The sequence below is a fragment of the Thiosulfatimonas sediminis genome, from assembly GCF_011398355.1.
GTDB lineage: Bacteria > Pseudomonadota > Gammaproteobacteria > Thiomicrospirales > Thiomicrospiraceae > Thiomicrorhabdus > Thiomicrorhabdus sediminis_A.
Genome location: NZ_AP021889.1, coordinates 2,462,453 through 2,480,731, shown reverse-complemented (window position 1 = coordinate 2,480,731; position 18,279 = coordinate 2,462,453). Strand labels below are relative to the sequence as shown.

The 18,279-nt window shown below is 47.3% G+C and carries 14 protein-coding genes; 9 read left to right on the top strand and 5 right to left on the bottom strand.

Annotated elements, in window-relative coordinates; genetic code table 11:
- Positions 1–6: 6 nt before the first annotated feature.
- Positions 7–1,890, bottom strand: a complete 1,884-nt coding sequence (locus tag HRR27_RS11655; RefSeq protein ID WP_173274013.1) for a PhoX family protein — start codon at positions 1,888–1,890, stop codon at positions 7–9.
- Positions 1,891–2,098: 208 nt separating this feature from the next.
- On the opposite strand from HRR27_RS11655, the gene HRR27_RS11650 reads away from it, so the two are divergent.
- Entirely contained in the window at positions 2,099–4,018 is a 1,920-nt protein-coding gene (locus tag HRR27_RS11650) for a PhoX family protein (protein WP_243830836.1), read from the top strand.
- Between the two features lie 10 nt (positions 4,019–4,028).
- Here the strand turns inward: HRR27_RS11650 and radC are convergent, their stop codons facing one another.
- The gene (gene radC, locus HRR27_RS11645; protein ID WP_173274011.1) at positions 4,029–4,709 is read right to left on the bottom strand and encodes a RadC family protein; all 681 of its coding nucleotides are present in this window, start codon (positions 4,707–4,709) and stop codon (positions 4,029–4,031) included.
- 130 nt (positions 4,710–4,839) lie between these two features.
- Here radC and HRR27_RS11640 point away from each other — a divergent pair, with 130 nt between their 5' ends.
- The 4 genes from HRR27_RS11640 (at position 4,840) to HRR27_RS11625 (ending at position 10,781) form a co-directional block, all read left to right on the top strand.
- The gene (locus HRR27_RS11640; RefSeq protein ID WP_173274009.1) at positions 4,840–5,229 is read left to right on the top strand and encodes an acyl-CoA thioesterase; all 390 of its coding nucleotides are present in this window, start codon (positions 4,840–4,842) and stop codon (positions 5,227–5,229) included.
- Positions 5,230–5,418: 189 nt separating this feature from the next.
- A complete protein-coding gene (locus tag HRR27_RS11635) occupies positions 5,419–6,432 on the top strand; it encodes a c-type cytochrome (RefSeq protein WP_173274007.1) in 1,014 nt (337 codons plus the stop codon).
- A 9-nt stretch (positions 6,433–6,441) separates the two neighbouring features.
- The gene (locus HRR27_RS11630) at positions 6,442–7,716 is read left to right on the top strand and encodes an FAD-dependent oxidoreductase (RefSeq protein WP_173274005.1); all 1,275 of its coding nucleotides are present in this window, start codon (positions 6,442–6,444) and stop codon (positions 7,714–7,716) included.
- 335 nt (positions 7,717–8,051) lie between these two features.
- Entirely contained in the window at positions 8,052–10,781 is a 2,730-nt protein-coding gene (locus HRR27_RS11625) for a methyl-accepting chemotaxis protein (RefSeq protein WP_173274003.1), read from the top strand.
- A 5-nt stretch (positions 10,782–10,786) separates the two neighbouring features.
- Here the strand turns inward: HRR27_RS11625 and HRR27_RS11620 are convergent, their stop codons facing one another.
- Entirely contained in the window at positions 10,787–11,299 is a 513-nt protein-coding gene (locus HRR27_RS11620; RefSeq protein ID WP_197905411.1) for a helix-turn-helix transcriptional regulator, read from the bottom strand.
- 184 nt (positions 11,300–11,483) lie between these two features.
- On the opposite strand from HRR27_RS11620, the gene coaBC reads away from it, so the two are divergent.
- Positions 11,484–12,686 (top strand): bifunctional phosphopantothenoylcysteine decarboxylase/phosphopantothenate--cysteine ligase CoaBC, encoded by a 1,203-nt coding sequence (coaBC, locus tag HRR27_RS11615; protein ID WP_173274001.1) that lies wholly within the window; start codon positions 11,484–11,486, stop codon positions 12,684–12,686.
- Here coaBC and HRR27_RS11610 read toward each other — a convergent pair.
- Positions 12,676–13,254 carry a DUF4136 domain-containing protein gene (locus HRR27_RS11610; RefSeq protein ID WP_173273999.1) on the bottom strand — a complete coding sequence of 193 codons (579 nt, stop codon included), beginning with the start codon at positions 13,252–13,254 and terminating at the stop codon, positions 12,676–12,678. The genes coaBC and HRR27_RS11610 overlap by 11 nt on opposite strands.
- A gap of 300 nt (positions 13,255–13,554) precedes the next feature.
- Between HRR27_RS11610 and HRR27_RS11605 the strand changes: the two genes are divergently transcribed.
- Positions 13,555–14,049 (top strand): nucleoside deaminase, encoded by a 495-nt coding sequence (locus HRR27_RS11605; protein WP_173273997.1) that lies wholly within the window; start codon positions 13,555–13,557, stop codon positions 14,047–14,049.
- A 297-nt stretch (positions 14,050–14,346) separates the two neighbouring features.
- Here the strand turns inward: HRR27_RS11605 and HRR27_RS11600 are convergent, their stop codons facing one another.
- The gene (locus HRR27_RS11600) at positions 14,347–14,958 is read right to left on the bottom strand and encodes a flavin reductase family protein (protein WP_173273995.1); all 612 of its coding nucleotides are present in this window, start codon (positions 14,956–14,958) and stop codon (positions 14,347–14,349) included.
- Positions 14,959–15,174: 216 nt separating this feature from the next.
- Here HRR27_RS11600 and HRR27_RS11595 point away from each other — a divergent pair, with 216 nt between their 5' ends.
- Together HRR27_RS11595 and HRR27_RS11590 are read left to right on the top strand one after the other, a co-directional pair.
- Entirely contained in the window at positions 15,175–16,347 is a 1,173-nt protein-coding gene (locus HRR27_RS11595; RefSeq protein WP_173273993.1) for an FIST signal transduction protein, read from the top strand.
- Between the two features lie 9 nt (positions 16,348–16,356).
- Positions 16,357–18,171, top strand: coding sequence for an ATP-binding protein (locus HRR27_RS11590; RefSeq protein WP_173273991.1), 1,815 nt, complete (start codon positions 16,357–16,359; stop codon positions 18,169–18,171).
- The last annotated feature ends 108 nt before the right edge of the window (positions 18,172–18,279 follow it).

The following is an 18,279-nucleotide window of genomic DNA, read 5'->3' as shown; positions in this document are numbered from 1 at the left end:
TATGGATTATTTGATAGCAGGCATGCCACCGATATAACCGAAGTTACCGTCAAACTTGTCAACAAGCCCGGTGGCTTCAACAGCGGCTTCCATGGTTGGATTCATCGAGCCTATGTAGTCACCGTGATGTTGCGAGTTAGACATGATGTAAGCGAAACCATCCATGTTTTCTACTGCTTGCAGTCCGGTCGCTTCTGCACCGGCGACATTAGTCAGGATACGAGATAGTTTCTTAGTATCGATGTTATAAGCCCATACGAAGTTGTTTACATGAGTACCAGAGTCTTCACCAACAAACAGCGTACGCATTTTCTCAGAGAAGAAGATGTTATCTGTATTAGCAATGAAGTCGGGGTCGGCAGTATTGCCAAGCGCATCGGTCGCAATGTCACGACCGATCAGCTTGTCTTCGGCATAGAGCGAAGTAACCACATAGTCTGACTCGATACGAGCATCGTTATCATCAACTTGACCTGGCGTCATCGGCATGGTGAAAGTGACACCTGCATTGATTTTAGTCATTTTGATGTGTTCCATCTCTGCCGGAAGACCGTTGTCTTTCATGCCTTTATCTAAATATGAAATAGCCATGTACAATTTCTTATCCGCATCGTTAACCGCGATGCCTTCCATTTTGTTAAATTCTACGGTTGCACCCATTAGCGCGGCATAGCGGCGAGACTCAAGGAAGGCAGCGGCTTTTTCCATGCCTGTTTTAACGGCTAAACACTCATTCATCGTTGAGCCAGCTTGAATACGCGTGGTACCTGTTGGGCAGGTTTCTGTTGTTGCATCAAATGCTTGGTTGACGAAAATATCATCAAAAGTTGTCGTGTCAGCTAGGGCTTTAACTTCTGCATCGGTTGCATGACCCAGTTTAATCCAGTTGAAGTTACCGCTGTATGCACCCGTCTGAGTAAATTTACCAGCGTATAGAGAACCTGCTGATAGGTCTTCCGCTTTATCTGCAACATACATAAATAGCGCAACGTTAGTCCCGTCATCACCATAGTAAACAGTACGAGAATCAGGCATTACTTTACCTGCTTCCCAAGTACCTCGCCCCATTGAGTAGTGTTTAACCACATCGGTTGAACCGTCTTCATGAATGGTAACTTCAGGGAAATATCCATAGTGGTAAGGGTTTGCCACTTTAGTGCTGTTGAAGTACATATTGCTCATGACATCAACTGCCGCAGTCGTACGCGAATAGCTTGAACTTAGCGGGTTGTATTGCATGTCGTAGTCTTCCTCAGACCCCAAGTGCGTGTTCCAAGGTGTTTGAGAGCCGAAACATGGAATCCATAGGCCATCAACGTTAGAAAAACTAATCGGTGCTTGTTCAACCGCAGTCAATTCACCTGTTTTTGGGTCTTGTTGCATTTCAGTCAGAATCATCCCCATTGGTGCACGGCTTGGTGCACGGCTACCGTCAGAAATAATCCAGTCGTACTCTAGGTGAGAGACCATATAAATTTTGTTGCCGATTTTAAGCAGGCTGTTAGAGTCAGGCGTTTCTGCAACCAGAGGCATCCCCAAATCGTCTTTTAAAGGGTTCATGTTTTGGTCATATAGCTGACCAGCAGGGTTTGCGTTAGTACCAACTTTGCTGGTGGTACCGAATAGCTTCTTATAGGTCAGTGGGAAGGTTGCCGTTGAACCGTCTGTATAGGTAATGATTGCAGAAGACTCAGTGTAAGTTGTCGCCATTTTTTCAGCAGTAGATGGCGCAGCCGTGTCAGTGAATTCGATTGATGCGAAAGTACGCGCATCTGCAATCGCTGCGGATAAATCCGAATCAGAGATGTTATCTCCGCCACATCCCGAAAGGGTTAGCGCTGCACCCGTCATTACGGCCGATAAACCTAAATGCAATTTGTTCAATTTCATTTTATTTGCCTCAAAGAAAAAAATTTAGTTGGTTGTTTTATGGGACAGAATCTTAGAAAAAGAATGTGACAAGAAGATGGCTTGTGGATGACAGAAAAACGATAGTTTGGTTACCGGATTATGTGTTTTTTATGAAAACTGAATTTGTCCTTAAGTTAATGGCAAAATAGCCAATGATTTTATTTGATGAGCAACGGTGGGTTTTGCGATGAACCAGAATAAAGCTGATAAATCGGACTTCGGTATGATGAGTTATGACGAGATTGATGAACAGATTCGTCCGGCACCGGAAACGGTTGGTTTTGAAGAAGTGATGCAAAAAGCTGTCAGTCGTCGCGATTTCTTCAAAGGCGGTGCGCTGTTATTCGGTAGCGGGCTGTTTATGCAGTCTTCTTTGGCGACTGCCTCGGGCACGAAAACGGAAGCGGCGGCATTTGATGTTTTCGGTTTTGAGCCGGTCGAAGCGAATGTTAAGGATACGATTACCTTACCGAAAGATTACCAGTGGCAACCGCTGGTCAGTTGGGGCGATCCGATGTGGTCGCAAGGCAAAGCCTTCGATGCCGATAAATTACTCGACTGTGCCGCGCAAAAATTAGCGTTTGGTGACAACAATGACGGCATGAAACATTTCACTGTGCAGGGTCGAGAGCTTTTGGCGATTAACAATGAGTATGTCAATTTTGCCGGTTTTTTCAGCAATCGTAAAAGCACCGCGCCGGAAACTGTGGATGATATTTGCAAGACGATGGAGGCCGTTGGCGTTTCGATTATTGAAATCCAAGAAACCGAAGCAGGTTGGCAGTTAGTTAAAGATTCGCCTTTCAACCGTCGCATCACTGCGCAGACGCCAATGGAGATTACCGGCCCTGCACGTGGTCATGCCTTAATGCAAACCAAACAAGATCCGCTAGGCGTGGAAGCGCTCGGTACTTGGGCGAACTGCGGCAGCGGCAAAACGCCGTGGGGAACTTATTTGACCTGTGAGGAAAACTTCAACGGTTTTTACGCCACCGAAGCGACGGATTTTGAAATCAACGACGATTTAAAACGCTACGGTTTGGCGCATAAAGGCTATGGCTACGGCTGGCATGAGGTCGACGTACGGTTTGATCTGGCGCAAACGCCGAACGAACCGAACCGTTCCGGTTATGTGGTTGAGATCGATCCGTCCAAGCCGAATAGCAAACCGAAGAAACGCACCGCACTCGGGCGCTTTAAGCATGAAAACGCGGAAATGGTCATTGCTAAAAACGGTCAGCTAGTGGTCTATATGGGTGATGATGAGCGCGGCGAGTTTCTCTACCGCTATGTTTCCCAAAATAGCTATAAAGCGGGTGCCGATATTGATGATCTGATGGAGAACGGCACCTTATCTGTTGCCAAATTCGCTGAGGACGGCAGCGGTGTTTGGTTGCCGCTCACACCGGACACGACCGGTATGTCCTTAGCGGAAATCTGCATTCATACCCGTCAGGCTGGTTCGAAAGTCGGCGCGACGACAATGGACCGTCCAGAGTGGGTAGCCGCCAATCCTAATAAAGCGGAAGTTTACTGCTCGCTGACCAATAATAAGATTCGTGGGCTTGAGCCGAATAAAGGCGGTGATGAACAATCGGTCGGTGGACCCAATCCGCGTGCAGCGAATAAATATGGACAGGTGGTGCGCTGGATTCCAGAAGACGGCGACCATGCCGCGGACAAATTTGCTTGGAATCTATTTGTGCTAGCCGGTAATCCGCAAGTGCATGCTTCCGGATTAGAAGCCGGTTCAGCGAATGTTGATGTTAGTAATATGTTTAATTCGCCGGACGGTGTGCATTTCGACAGCCAAGGTAAGCTGTGGATTCAGACCGATGGCAAGACGTCCAATCAAGGTGAGTTTGCCGGTATGGGCAATAACCAGATGCTCCTAGCTAATCCACAGACGGGTGAGATTAAACGCTTTATGGTTGCACCGAAGGGGGCGGAAGTGTCCGGTTTCGCCTTTAGTCATGACCGCAAAACCTTGTTTGTCGGTATTCAACACCCTGGTGAGTGGGGTATCGAATCAACGTTTCCGTATGGCGATGTTCCGCGCTCGACGGTGATTGCGATTCGTCACAAAGACGGTCATCTCATCGCGTAACGTAACAGTATCAAGGCATTTTGCCGAGTTCGGCCAGTGAGCTCCAGCGCCCTTTATCGCCAAGTATTAGGTGGTCCAAGGTGCGGATATCAATGAGTTGTAATGCTTGGCTGAGTTGGGCGGTTAGTTGGATGTCTGCTTGGCTCGGCGTTGGGTCGCCGGACGGATGGTTATGGGCTAAAATCACGGCAGCGGCATCGTATTGCAAAGCGATTTTAAGCACTTCGCGAGGATAGACACTGGCTTGGTTGAGCGTGCCGGTAAACAGATTTTGATAGTGAATCAGATGGTGTTGTTGGTCGAGCAACAGCACGCCGAAGGTTTCACGTGCTTGATGGCCGATTTGATGTTCCAGAAACCGTGCGACTAAATTCGGTGCTTGCATTGCATCGCCTTTTTGTAGGCCACTTTCAAAATGCCGGCGCGACATTTCCAACACGGCTTGTAACTGCACGAATTTAGCATCGCCTAACCCTTTTGCTTGGCAAAAGGCGGCTTTCTCGGCGTTTAACAGCGTGTGTAAAGAACCAAAATGGTCGAGTAAATTTTGCGCTAAGTCGACCGCACTGAGCCCTTTAACCCCGACACGCAAGAAAATCGCCAGCAGTTCGGCATCGCTTAAACTTTGTGCCCCTTGCGCTAAGAGCTTTTCTCGCGGTCTTTCCGACGAGTGCCAGTCCAAAATGGTCATGATTTTGCTCCTTTGATTGAAGAGCAGGTCTATCGACTTTCGCTGTAGCAGATAGAGGTTGCACCAGCGACATCAGATATTTAATACTGATTGAGATACTAATATTAATTTAATAACGGAGAAAATTGCAATGTTTAGCATACAAATGCAGGTAAGAGATTATGAGTGCGACTTGCAGGGTGTGGTGAATAACGCCAGTTATATGCACTATTTTGAACACGCCAGACACCAATATCTACACAGTTTAGGAATTAATTTTGCCGATTATACTGCACAGCAAATTCATTTAATGTTGGTGCGTGCGGAGTTGGATTTTAAAGCGTCACTTCGTCCCAATGACGAATTTACCGTGACGGTGCATATGGAACGTGAGTCACGTATCAAGTATGCCTTTGTGCAGACTATTGTGCGTAATGAAGACCAAAAAGTGATGTGTTTAGGACGAAATATTGGTGTGGCTTTGAACCCGAACGGGCGTCCAGTGGTATTTGAACCATTTGAAAAAGCCATTCAAGATTAATCGCGCCGGCGGGCTTTTCGGCGGTGACTTTTATGTGATAAATTTCCTTTTATAGGTAATTTGTCGCATTTTAAGACATACGTCTAAGCGGACATTTGCCCCTTGTTAGGCTTGTTAAGACGCAACATACTCGATTGCACTTTTTAAGCGCCTCCAGAGCGTTTCATTTATCAATCGAGGAGCTTACTTATGGCTTATCACCGTTTATCTGGCTATCTGTCAGTTATTCCGCTCTCTATTCTGCTCAGTGCTTGCGGCGGAGGCGGCGACACTACCACCGCCCCAGCGACACCGGCATCAGTGAGTCTTTCCGGTACGGTACCGGGCACGCTTATCCAAGCTTTCTGTTCCGATGGCAGTAATCCATCGGTTGGTTCTGTGCCGAATGGGACGACAGAGCATCCATTCTCCCTTGAACTGCCTTATCAAGTCGATTGCCGCATTGTGATGATTACCAATGAAGGTACCCTAGATCAAGTGATTACTCCGCTGACCTTCAACGGCGACTCTATTATCAATATGCGCACTCAATTCGATTTGGGTTATGTGCCTTTGGCGATGTCGCCTGATGATATTGTCGATGTGAATGGTGACGGCGTTTCTGACGATCCGTTGAATGTCACTGTGCAAACGGTCGACGGCGTTGCGGTTTACAGTCTGGATTATGATCCGATGGACAAAGACGATAATCAAATTCCAGATTATTACGATGACCACGACAACGACGGCGTTGCCAATTACGAAGACGACGATTACCAACACGATGGCGATAGCGACAGCGATGGTATTGACGATGAATACGACCGCGATGACGACAACGACGGTCACGATGATGCGGATTATTCAACTGTGACGAATGATATTCCGTTAGCAAATTATGCGGTAACCCGCGGTCGTTTGTTGGCTTCGCAGTGTTTCCAATGTCACGGCAGCAACGGTCGCTCGGTAAACGGTTGGGATAGCATTGCCGGCGAAAGTTACGGCGAAATTTTGGAAGAGCTTAATGAATACCCGACCACTCACATTATGGGTGCGGCGACGATTGGCTACACGCAGCAAGAGCGTGAAGATTTAGCAACGTATTTATCAACGATAAATGAGTCAAGCAGCAGTTCAAGTTCCGACTCCGACTCCGACGACGATGACGATGACGATGACGATGACGACCGTGATGATGACGATGACGACCGTGATGATGATTAGGAGCCAACCATGAAGACAAGTTTAGATTCAAAATTTTCGCGCCGTAACTTATTCAAATTGTTAGGCGTTGGTGCAACCGCTGCGTTGGCACCCAGTTTGGCGATGCGCACTGAAGCGGCAACCATTCCGCACGTGATTGTGGTCGGCGGCGGTTTCGCCGGCTCAACAGCTGCGAAATACGTAAAGCAGTGGGGCGGCCAAGGTGTTGAAGTCACCCTCATTGAACCAAACAGCAGTTATGTTTCGCCGATTTTAAGTAATTTGGTTTTAAACGGACAGAGAACCACGGCAGGTTTGAGCTTTGGTTATCAAGCGCAGCAAAATCGTGGCGTGAATATGATTAACAGTAGTGTTACGGCGATTAATAAAAGCGCGCAAACGGTAACGCTGGCCAACGGACAAACGTTAAGTTACAGCCGTTTAGTCTTGGCACCGGGAATTGATTTCGACTATGTCGCCGGACACGATCCGTCCTTGGTTCCGCACGCTTGGCAAGCCGGTACACAAACCAATCTGTTAAAAGCGCAGTTGGATGCAATGAGTAGCGGTCAGCATTTTGTGATGACCATTCCGGCCGCACCTTATCGTTGTCCTCCAGGGCCTTATGAGCGTGCTTGCGTGGTTGCGGATGCGCTGAATAATGCTCGTGGTTTAGGTGCCACGGTCACGGTCCTTGATGCCAATCCGGGGATTACGGTGGAAGCGGATTCTTTCGGCGCGCGTTTTGAGATGTACGGCATCAACTACATCCCGAATGCTGTGGTGACCGCAGTTGATTCGACGAATCGCATCGTGACTTATCAAGAGAATGGTGTCACCAAGTCGATTGACGCCGATGTCTTGAATGTTATCCCAAACCAAAAAGCGGGCAAAATCATTTTTGATGCCGGTTTGAATAGCGGTAACTGGGCGCCGGTAAACCCGTTAAGCTATGAGTCGACCCTTGCCAGTAATATCCATATCATTGGTGATTCGCAAGGCACCGGCCAACCGAAAGCCGGGCATATCGGCAATTCCGAAGCGAAAGTGTGTGCCGATGCGGTGCTGCGTTTATTGAATAACCTTGCTCCGGACCCTGCGCCGAAAACCAATTCGGCTTGCTATAGCCCAGTTTCGCGTACCGAAGCGACCTGGTTGACTGCGCTGTATGAATACAATTCGACCACTCGTCAGATGCAGTTGGTCGCCGGAAATAACTACCCGTATGCAAGTGCGCCAAGCACGCGTAATTACGGCGATATGTTTGATTGGGCGGGTAACCTTTTTAACGATACTTTTTCATAAAAGTCCTTTGGGAGATGGAACAAGTCTATATGGACTTGTTTTGTAGCTCCTTTGGCCGTTAATGCAAATTAATGGCTTGATTGTGTTTTGGGAGGCCTCCCTTTGTCCAGATATACAGGTTATATTCTGGACTTTTTTTTGTCTAAAATTTCCTTTCATCGGTTCTGCAACACAGCTAGTAGTGAATTTTTACTCAGTTTTCTTGCCAATAGCGCCAGCAAGTCATATCGATTACTCTAAGTTGTATCAGTCTTGTATAGGTACTGGGGCGCGCAAAATAAGTCCCTCTAAGCAAGGTAGTTTAGGTTGTTGAGTCTAGTCTTTGAGGTAGCTCCATGCAAAAAATAAGCTCTAAAATTCTGACAGCATTGCTTTTGGTGGGTTTGATTCCAATGCTGATTATTACGCTGGGTTCGGTTTTTACTGCCAAAAATGCATTGGAAGAATTGACCTACAAAGAGTTGGAGGCGATTCGTGATATCAAAGCCGATTCCATTACCCGTTATTTGCAAGACATTGATAATCAGTTAGTCAATGTCGCTGGCAGCCAATCGGTCATAGATGCGATGCAAGGATTTCGTGTTAGCTTCCTTTCGTTTGGGGGGTCGGATGACGGCATGGATGAAGGCGATCCGAATGAGGTCAGACAGCAGAAACAAGCGTTACAAGATTATTGGCAAAACCAGTTTGGTACGCAATACCGTAAGCAGACGGGGACCGATGCGGCGTTCTCATTAGAACAACTCAGCGAGCAAGCGATTCGCTTGCAGTATGCGTTTATCGCTAACAATCCCAATCCACTTGGCCAAAAAAATAGTATGAATGAATTGGCCAACCAAGGCTATTACGGCTACAACCGCTATCATAGCGATGTACATCCATGGCTGAATCGCTATTTACAACGTTTTGGTTTTTACGATATTTTTCTGATTGATAACGACGGCAATGTGGTTTATAGCGTATTTAAAGAGTTGGATTTTGCCACCAACTTGAAGACGGGGCCTTGGCAGACCTCTGGCTTGGCGCAAGCCTTTCAGCAAGCACAGGGATTGCAAAAAGGTGAAACCTTCTTTACCGATTTAGCCTCTTATACACCTTCATACAATACGCCGGCCGCCTTTGCTGCCACACCAATTATCAATACTCGCAATGCGAAAGAGGAACGTATCGGCACGCTGGTTTTTCAAATGCCGCTTGATCGCATCTCGGCAATTATGGCGCAGAGCAGCGGCTTAGGGGAAACCGGAGATTCGTATTTGGTGGGTGCCGATGGGTTGATGCGTTCCGATTCTCGGGTGAGAGCGCAAACGCACAGCGTGCTCAATTCGTTTGCCAATCCAGAGCAAGGAAAAATTAGCGCACCGAGTTTGCAGTTAGGCTTACAAGGCCAATCCGGTGAGGTGAATTATCAACGCGGTGATGAAACAATCTTATCCGCTTACACGCCGATTCAAGTATTGGGTTTAAATTGGGTGTTGTTAGCGGAGATGAACGCCTCGGAAGCCTTTGCGAGTGTGACTCAATTGCAGTATCTGGTGTTCGCTTTAAGTCTTGCAATGATGTTGTTGATTGCTATTTTTGGTCGCTTTTTGGCAGCCAATATCAGTCAGCCAATTCAGCAACTGACGCGCACAATGCTACAGGTTAAGGACAGTATGCAATACGATGTGCGTTGTCGTATTCAAGGGCGAGATGAAGTGGCGCAGGCTGGTCAAGCTTTCAATGAACTGTTGCACGAGACGGATACCGCCTTGAAAGACGTTAATCGCACCATGCAATTTATTGCGCAAGGTGATTTTTCACAGCGCATGACCGCGAATTTAAAAGGCGATTTGCACTTGTTAGCGACCAATGTCAACGCTTCGGCAGAGAGTGTGCAGACGACCATTGAAAACCTCGACAAGGTGATGGGAGCGATTGTGCAAGGCGATTTTTCGATGCGTTTGGGCGATGAGGTCAAAGGCGAGTTTCGGCATACTGTCAACCAAGCGATGGCGGTGATGCAGGCTGCGATACAAGAAGTTGGTGAGGCGATTCAAGCATTGAGTGAAGGAGACCTCGACAAGCGCGTTACCTTGGCGTTGCAAGGGAACTTGGATCAACTAAAAGTGCACACGAACACCTCATTAGACCGTTTACAAGTGGCGATTGAGGCAATTATCAAAGCCGCAACTGCGCAGCAGAATGGCGACTTAACGCTACAAATTGAAAGCGAAATGCATGGAGAGTTTGAGCAACTAAAGAACGCAATCAATCAAAGCAATTTGGCGCTTAATTCGGTGGTTGGCCAAGTAGTGCAGACGGCGGCAACGGTGACATCGTCGAGTTTTGAAGTCAGTTCCGGCAACAGTGATTTAAATCAGCGCACTCAATCACAAGCCGCCTCCTTAGAGGAAACCGCGGCCGCAATCGAGCAATTGACGGCGGCGATTCGCCATACCAGTGAAAACGCGGCGAATGCAGATGCCTTGGCGCGGGATGCAATGCAGCGTGCTAAACAAGGGCGACACATTATGCAGCAGACCGAACAGGCGATTGAAGAGATTCGTGATTCCAGTAAGAAGATTGAAGAGATTACGGGCTTAATTGATGCCATCGCTTTTCAAACCAATCTCTTGGCGTTAAATGCGGCGGTTGAGGCGGCGCGTGCCGGTGAGCATGGGCGTGGATTTGCGGTGGTGGCTGGCGAGGTACGTACTTTGGCAGGTAAGTCCGCTGAGGCAGCTAAAGAGATAAAGTCACTGATTGAAGATACCGTCAGTAACATTGAACACGGTACCGATAAAATTGGTGAGACCAGTGGCGCTTTGCAAGACATCAACCAAGCGATTGTACAAGTGGCGGATATGGTTTCAGAAATTTCGTCGGCATCGCGCGAGCAACAACAGGGTATTCAGCAGATTAATGTAGCGATTGCACAAATTGACAGTGATACTCAGCAGAATGCGGCTCTGGTTGAAGAGATTACCGCTGCGGCGGATTCAATGACGCAGCAAAGCCAGAGCCTACAATCTTCGGTCACACGCTTTAAAGTGGAGAATCAACCGCGCATAACTCGTCATTAAGTGGGTTATTGAACGGTCAGTAAATCTTCAAAGAAATAGGCAACTAGCTCATGTCGGCCGGCAACTTGTGCTTTTTTGTAAAGATTAGACGCTTGTTGGCGGACGGTTTTTTCTTTGGTGCTGCGGATATTGGCAATTTCGTCAAGACTGAGTCCTTTTAGCAATAGTAGAGCGACTTCTTTTTCGCTATGCGTTAATTGCCAGGTGTCAAATTGCTTTTGAATCATGTCAGAAAATTCGCCGCGCAGCTTTTGTGTTTGGCTTTGGGCCGAATTTAACTCTTGTTGGGTTTGATCTAAGGTTTCGCGTACATCGGTGAGTTTTATTTTGTGGCGGCGAATCGAATGCAGCATATAGCCGAAAGCGACTAAAGAGAGAATCGCCATCACAATTTCAATCCAGATATGTGTATTCATACCGCCCATATCGTTCAAATCATGCCAAATATCCATTGCTGAAATAAAAAATAGAGTAATGAAAATAAATAAGCTGAAATGCAAAATATTGAATTTTTTCACGGTATTGAGATCCTTTTACAAAATCATTTTTAGAGGAACACAGTGCAGCCAAATTGTTCTGAGTCTGAGACCATTTGGACTTATTCTGTGTCTCCTTAGTGAAGTAAGCGGTAATCTGACTGCCCAAAAACAGCACGAAGGTTTATTATAGTCGCTAAGTTTATCAACTAAATCTGAACTGAAAATGAAAATACTTTTAGCCGTCAGTGGCGGCATAGCTGCTTATAAATCTTTGGAATTATGTCGCCAATTCATTAAGGCCGGCCATCATGTTCAGGTGGTAATGAGTGAGTCAGCCAAGCAATTTATTCAACCATTAAGCTTTCAAGCCTTGAGTGGCCATGCGGTGCGCGACAGTTTGTTTGATAACGAGCAAGAAGCGGGCATGGGGCATATTGAGTTGGCGCGCTGGGCGGATTGGATTGTTCTGGCTCCCGCCAGCGCGAACACCTTGGCTAAAATTCGTATGGGGTTAGCGGATAATTTGTTAAGCACGCTTATTTTGGCGACAGACCGTCCGGTACTCATGGTGCCGGCGATGAATCGCTTAATGTGGCAAAACCCAGCCACGCAAGAGAATATTCAAATTTTGCAAAACCGTGGCTATCATGTATTGCAGCCGGCCAGCGGCCCACAGGCGTGCGGTGAAGTGGGGGCGGGTAGAATGCCAGAGGCGTTGGAGATTTTTCAGGCTTGGCAGGCTTTGCAAATATCGCCAATATCGCAGCCGTATTGGCAAGGTCAGCGTTTGTTGATTAGTGCCGGTCCAACCTTTGAAGATTTGGACCCGGTGCGCTTTCTGGGTAATCGTAGTTCTGGGAAGATGGGGTTTGCGATTGCCGAGCAAGCGCAGAAAATGGGGGCGAAAGTCACGCTTATCGCTGGGCCTGTGACACTTGCGACACCGTTCAACGTACATCGAATTGATGTGCGTTCTGCTCAGCAGATGTTTGCGGCGGTGCAAGCGCATTATGCGCAGAATGCGGTGTTTATTAGCGCCGCGGCGGTGGCCGATTTTGCGTTGGCGCAATCCAGTCAGCACAAAATAAAAAAGCAGCCAGGGCAAGACGGACTGACCTTACAGTTGGTCAAAAATCCAGATATTGTGGCTTGGGTGGCCGCGCAAAGTGATAAACCGTTTGTGGTTGGTTTTGCGGCAGAAACCCAAAATGTGCTGGAGTACGCACGCGCTAAATTGCACGCGAAAAAATTAGATATGATTTGTGCCAATCAGGTAGGGGAAAATTTGGGGTTTGAGCGTGAACAGAATCAGTTGACTTTGTTGAGCGCGCAGCACGAAAAAATCTTACCTACGTCGACAAAAAGCGAGCAAGCGCAACAGCTTCTCGCTTTCATTGCCGAACAACAAACTTCGATTAAGGCTTAGGTGGGAAATTAGCTAGGACGCGTTGCACCGCATCTTGCGTTAGACGCATTGATTCTTGCGGGGTGGTTGCGATGGTGAAATCCACAGCGGTTTTGCCTCGCCATACTACTTGATAGCTTGGGTTATAAATATCAATAATTAATTGATGGTCTTTTTCTTCAATCAGCGGCTCGTTAGCACCAAACAGAATGCCGCCATGTCGTCCAAAGGTTCCAAATCCAAAACCGATACTGACCGGATCACGCGCCAGATAAGTTTCTGTTTGCACGTGGTAGCTAATAAAACCGTTTGCCGGGTCTTTTCCTACGGCGATTCCTTTGGCGTTTAAGGTGTCTTCAATCGCGACTTTTAGGCGTTGTGCTTGCAGTGGATGCTCGGCTTTGTATTTTAAAATAGCGGTATTTTCGGCGCGCTCGCTGGGTAAAAAGTGAAGGCTTTGGTAACGTTGATAATCCACATTGGGATTATAGTCTTTGCTCACCGGAGCACTACAACCTCCGAATAAGCTGGCAGCAATAATCACGACAGCGGCGGTTTTGAATGGTGTGAAAAATGGAATTTTCAGCATGTTAATTAATCCTGATATTTATTGGTGAGCCAAAACGAAAGCCAAAAAGCCGGTAACATAATCAGAAAACTAAATATCACTGCGAGTATGGCGGTTGCTGTGCTTTCGCCTTGGTAGAAAGCAACGGCGCCAATCATTATCGCCAACAAAAGACTGTTGCGGAGTGATTTTTTTAAAGCAAGATTCATTCGGGTCTCGGTCGCAAATAAGTTTAAGAATACCCAAATCCTGCGCGCAACTTGAGCGGAAGATGAGTTCTGTATCTTCTTCGTATTGTATTCAAAAAAGGACGCATAAAGTATGGCGAAAATCGAACAAAGCCTGGAACAAGCGCATTATTGGTTGCAGATGGCGGTGGATTTATCGGTCAAGGCGGTTACCCAAGATCGTGGTGGGCCTTTTGGCGCGGTGTTGGTTTGCAATAATGAATGGGTGGCGAGTGGTCAAAATCAAGTATTAGAACTTAATGACCCGACCGCGCATGCTGAAATGCAGGCAATCCGTGCTGCCAGCCAGAAGTTGGCGCGTTTTGATTTAAGCGATTGTGTTCTTTACAGTAGTTGTCAGCCTTGTCCTATGTGTTTGAGCGCAATTTATTGGGCGAGAATCCCAAGATTGGTGTATGCCAATAGCAGTGAGCAGGTTCAAGCCATTGGTTTTGACGATGCGTGGATTGCTGAAAACCTCGGTAAGTCATTAGCGTTACAGCCGATTCAAAGCCAGCGGATTCCGTTAGAGACAGCCACTGAAGCTTTACAACTTTGGCAGCAGAAAACGCCTAAAAGACAGTATTGAATAAACTCATAGCAAAAGCGTTTTGAGGCTGTAGGCCGAGCAAGAATATTGACGCAATCAGGTAATTTTTAAGGCTATGTGGTTTGTGTTGGTGCAATGCGTAAATTCGTTTTTGCATGGTGACCTCGGAATCTGCGATAAATCGTATTTCGTTGCGTGCTGGCTTGGCGCTGACTCATTGATTGGTTAGGCAGCCAGCTACGAATAAGTACGAGCCAATGGTCAATTATGCTGAGTCCGACAACGCAATCAAGAGTGTGATTTATTTACCTGTCTGATGTTGAAGGTTGATTTTTCTTAAGGCAGAGTGGGACGCGGCATGGCAAAGGTGCTGTCCAATTTGCAGTAGGCATTGCCCCCCAGTTTGCCGATGGCGTTAAGAGCATCGCCTTGCAAAAGTTGGTTTTCGACTAAAGCATCATCAACAAAAATTCCTCGCACATCTAACAAAATGAGGCAGCCGCCACCGGGTTGGTCGGAAATGCTTAGCGTGTCGCGTAACTGGCATTCAAAACGGACTTTTGCGGCGGCAACACCCGGTACCTTAACCAATTCACTGCGACTGGTGGCAATCTGTAAAGCGTCAATTTCACTGGTTTGGTGTGGATAATCGGCACAAGAAGCATTCATTAATTCAGCGGTGTCTTCGGTAACGACATTCACCACGCATTCGCCCGTGGCCTGAAGATTAAGCAAAGTGTCTTTATGTGGACGATCGCGCGCGGCAATTTGAGTAATTGTGAGTACCGGTGGGTTGACGCTGGCAACACTGAAAAACGAATAGGGCGCCAGATTGCTGATGCCCTGTGCGCTGAGCGTGCTAACCCACGCGATTGGGCGTGGCACGACCCCGTTGACGAGAAATTGGTAGTTTTCAGCGGTACTCAGCGTTTGGCATTCTTTAAACATCGTTAAATGACTCCTTAAATATTATTTGATTCTAATATGTCTTGGCGTAAAACCAAGTCTTCTCCAGCGAAATCCATACAACGTTCAGACTTCTTATTTTTTTAGTTGCTGTTTGCCTAATTCTTGATTTGACAGCTAGGTTTTGCGCGTCTTATCGGCTTAAATTATTGTCTTGTGTTTCCTTCTAATTCCGTTGTACAAGTTGAGAGATAAGTCATGATTAATCGGCAGAACCGTTATTCTACGCAGCAGGGTTGGCAGCAGCCTTTGGATGCGCGCTACACCGATATGGATGGGCCGCAAACTTGGGTATTGGTGTTTGCCAGTCGCGTTTTAGAAGACAACGCTGAATTTTGGCAACAGTTGACATCGGCTTTTCCCAATTCTTTGATTACCGGTTGTTCCAGCGCGGGCGAGATTTTTCAGGATGAAGTCTACGATGATAGTGCTGTTTTGAGCGTGGTGCAGTTTGCGGATACGCAGTTACGCTGTTTTGCCGAACCCGTGACCATGCAGAGCGGTTATGCGACCGGAGAGTCCTTGGCTAAACAGTTAGCCGCCGCTGAGGACGCTTTACAGGGCGTATTTGTTTTAAGTGAAGGGCTTCAGATTAACGGTACTGACTTGGCGCAGGGTTTAAGTGACGGGTTGCCGAAAATTATTATTACTGGCGGTTTAGCCGGTGATGGGGTGGATTTTGGCCATACTTGGGTGTTGGTCGATGGTCGGCCGCGCAGTGGTTATGTGACTGCATTGGGCTTTTACGGGGATAAGGTACAGATCGGTTATGGTTCGCAAGGCGGCTGGGATATTTTTGGGCCACAGCGTTTGGTAACCGCAGCCAAAGACAATCAATTGTTTGAACTGGATGGTCGCCCTGCACTGGAGTTGTACAAGTCGTATTTAGGCGAGTTGGCGCAAGGACTTCCGGCCAGCGGTTTACTCTTTCCCATCGCCATCTTGAATGAGGGCGAGGAGCCGATTACGCGCACCGTGTTGGCCGTGGATGAGGCGACTCAATCACTGACATTTGCCGGCGATATTCCGCAAGGCAAAAGAGTTCAGCTGATGCGCGCCAACTTTGAGCACTTGATTAACGGCGCCGAGGATGCCGCGCAGGCAGTATTGGATTCGTATCGCGGAGTTTTGACGCAAGAGGCCAATTATTTAGTGATTGCGGTCAGTTGCATTGGCCGTAAGCTGATTTTAAAAGAGCGAATTGACGAGGAGACAGAGGTCACCTTAGAACGCTTTCCAAGCAATACCAGCCAAATTGGTTTTTATTCTTATGGTGAACTTTCGCCACAAGTCTTTGCGCAAAATTCTCTGCAGTGTCAGCTGCATAATCAAACCATGACGTTAACGCTTATCAGCGAAATTTCGGCTTGAGCCTGCACTATGCCGAATCTTAATCCGTTACATAAAATTCTTAGTCGACAACTCAAGCGTATTGGTTTGAGTCTTAATCAGCCGCCCAGCATGGAGCAGTGGCAAGAGTTTTTGCAGCGCGTTAATCGTCATTATCAGGGCGTGGATGAAGAGCGTTATATGCTCGAACGTTCGCTAAAAATTTCTTCTGATGAGATGCAGCAGTTGTATAACGAGTTGCGTGTAGCGTCATCGCAACAGATTAACGAAGTGCAGAACCGTTTGGTGTTGGTGTTAAATGCCTTAACCGATGGGGTATGTGAACTGGATAAACATGGCAAAATCACTTATGTGAATCCCGGTTTTATGGAGATTGTGCAACGTTCGAAAGAGCAGTTAATCGGCCAGGCGCTGGAGAGTCTGGTGCGTTTTTCTGGTGCGCCGGAACAAGCGCAGCTAAGTCATTTGGCTCGTATCGAAGCTTACCGGGATGATGATGCTCTGGTGTTGCGCGAATCCCAGAATTTGCCGGTTTCTTGTATCCTTAATCCAATTTTCAATCAGCAAGGCGAGCTGGAAGGCCATGTCGCTTTGATTCGTGATATGCACTTGCAGCGACAAACTGAGGTGGAATTGCAAAAAGCCAAGGCGTTAGCCGAGCAGATTGCACTGGCTAAAAGTGATTTTTTAGCGACCATGAGTCATGAAATACGCACCCCGTTAAATGGCGTGATTGGTTTGTCAAATTTACTGCAAGATACCGATTTAGGTGACGAGCAGCAAGCTTATGTTGAGACGTTGCAGCGGTCTGCTAAGACGTTGTTAACCATCATTAACGACATTTTGGATTTCTCAAAAATTGATTCCGGCAAAATGGTGCTTAACGCCGAGGCCTTTAGTTTGGGCTTGCTGTTGCAAGATATGAAAGCCCTTTTTGCGATGCAATTTACGCAAAAAAATCTGCGCTTCCAGCTGCACGTCGACCCTGCGCTAGGTGACCGTTTTAAGGGTGATGTAAATCGCATTAAACAAGTATTGATTAATTTAATTGGCAATGCGCTCAAATTTACCCAACAGGGCGAAGTGAGCCTTAGCGTACAGCTAACCAATGGTTTAGAGTCGCCGGCGGAGGCGAATCCGGACTGTGTTTGGTTGCGTTTTTGTGTTCAGGACAGCGGAATTGGGATTGCCGAACCAGCACTCAAATCGCTGTTTAATCCGTTTACGCAAGCTGACAGTTCAACCACACGGCGTTATGGTGGGACGGGTTTAGGGTTGGCGATTTCCGCGCGTTTGGTGGAGTTGATGGTCGGTGAAATGACCGTTGAATCCACGCTTGGAAAGGGCAGCTGTTTCTGTTTTTCGTTGCCGTTACAACCGTTACAGCCGTTGCAGACATCCGTCTCGGCGGAGCCGATTGCGCCGCCAGTGGTCATGGTCAAGAGCGTGCAAGCTAATCGCTGTGTTTTATTGGTTGAAGATAATCCGGTTAATCAGCTGCTGGCCGGCAAATTGTTGGAGAAAATGGGGCTGGATTATCTGGTAGCACACAATGGGTTGGAAGCCGTAGAAACCTTGCAAGAGAATCGTGCGATTGATTTGGTCTTGATGGATTGTCAGATGCCCGTCATGGATGGGTATCAAGCGACTGAACAGTGGCGACGTTTAGAGGCGGAACAATCGCATATTCCGATTATCGGTTTAACGGCCAATGCGCTTAGTGGTGATAAAGAAAAATGCCTATTGGCCGGTATGGATGATTACCTGACCAAACCCATTGAGTTAAATAAGTTCCATCAAAAAATCAACCAATGGTTACAGCACGCTGAAGACGTTTCAGAATAATATTGATGGCCGTACCAGGGCTGCTTAGCTAAGCGCAATGTCGGTGTTGAAATGCCGTTTTTTGTTTTGGCAATGGTTGCATCATCTGGTAAAAAACGCCAAGATAAG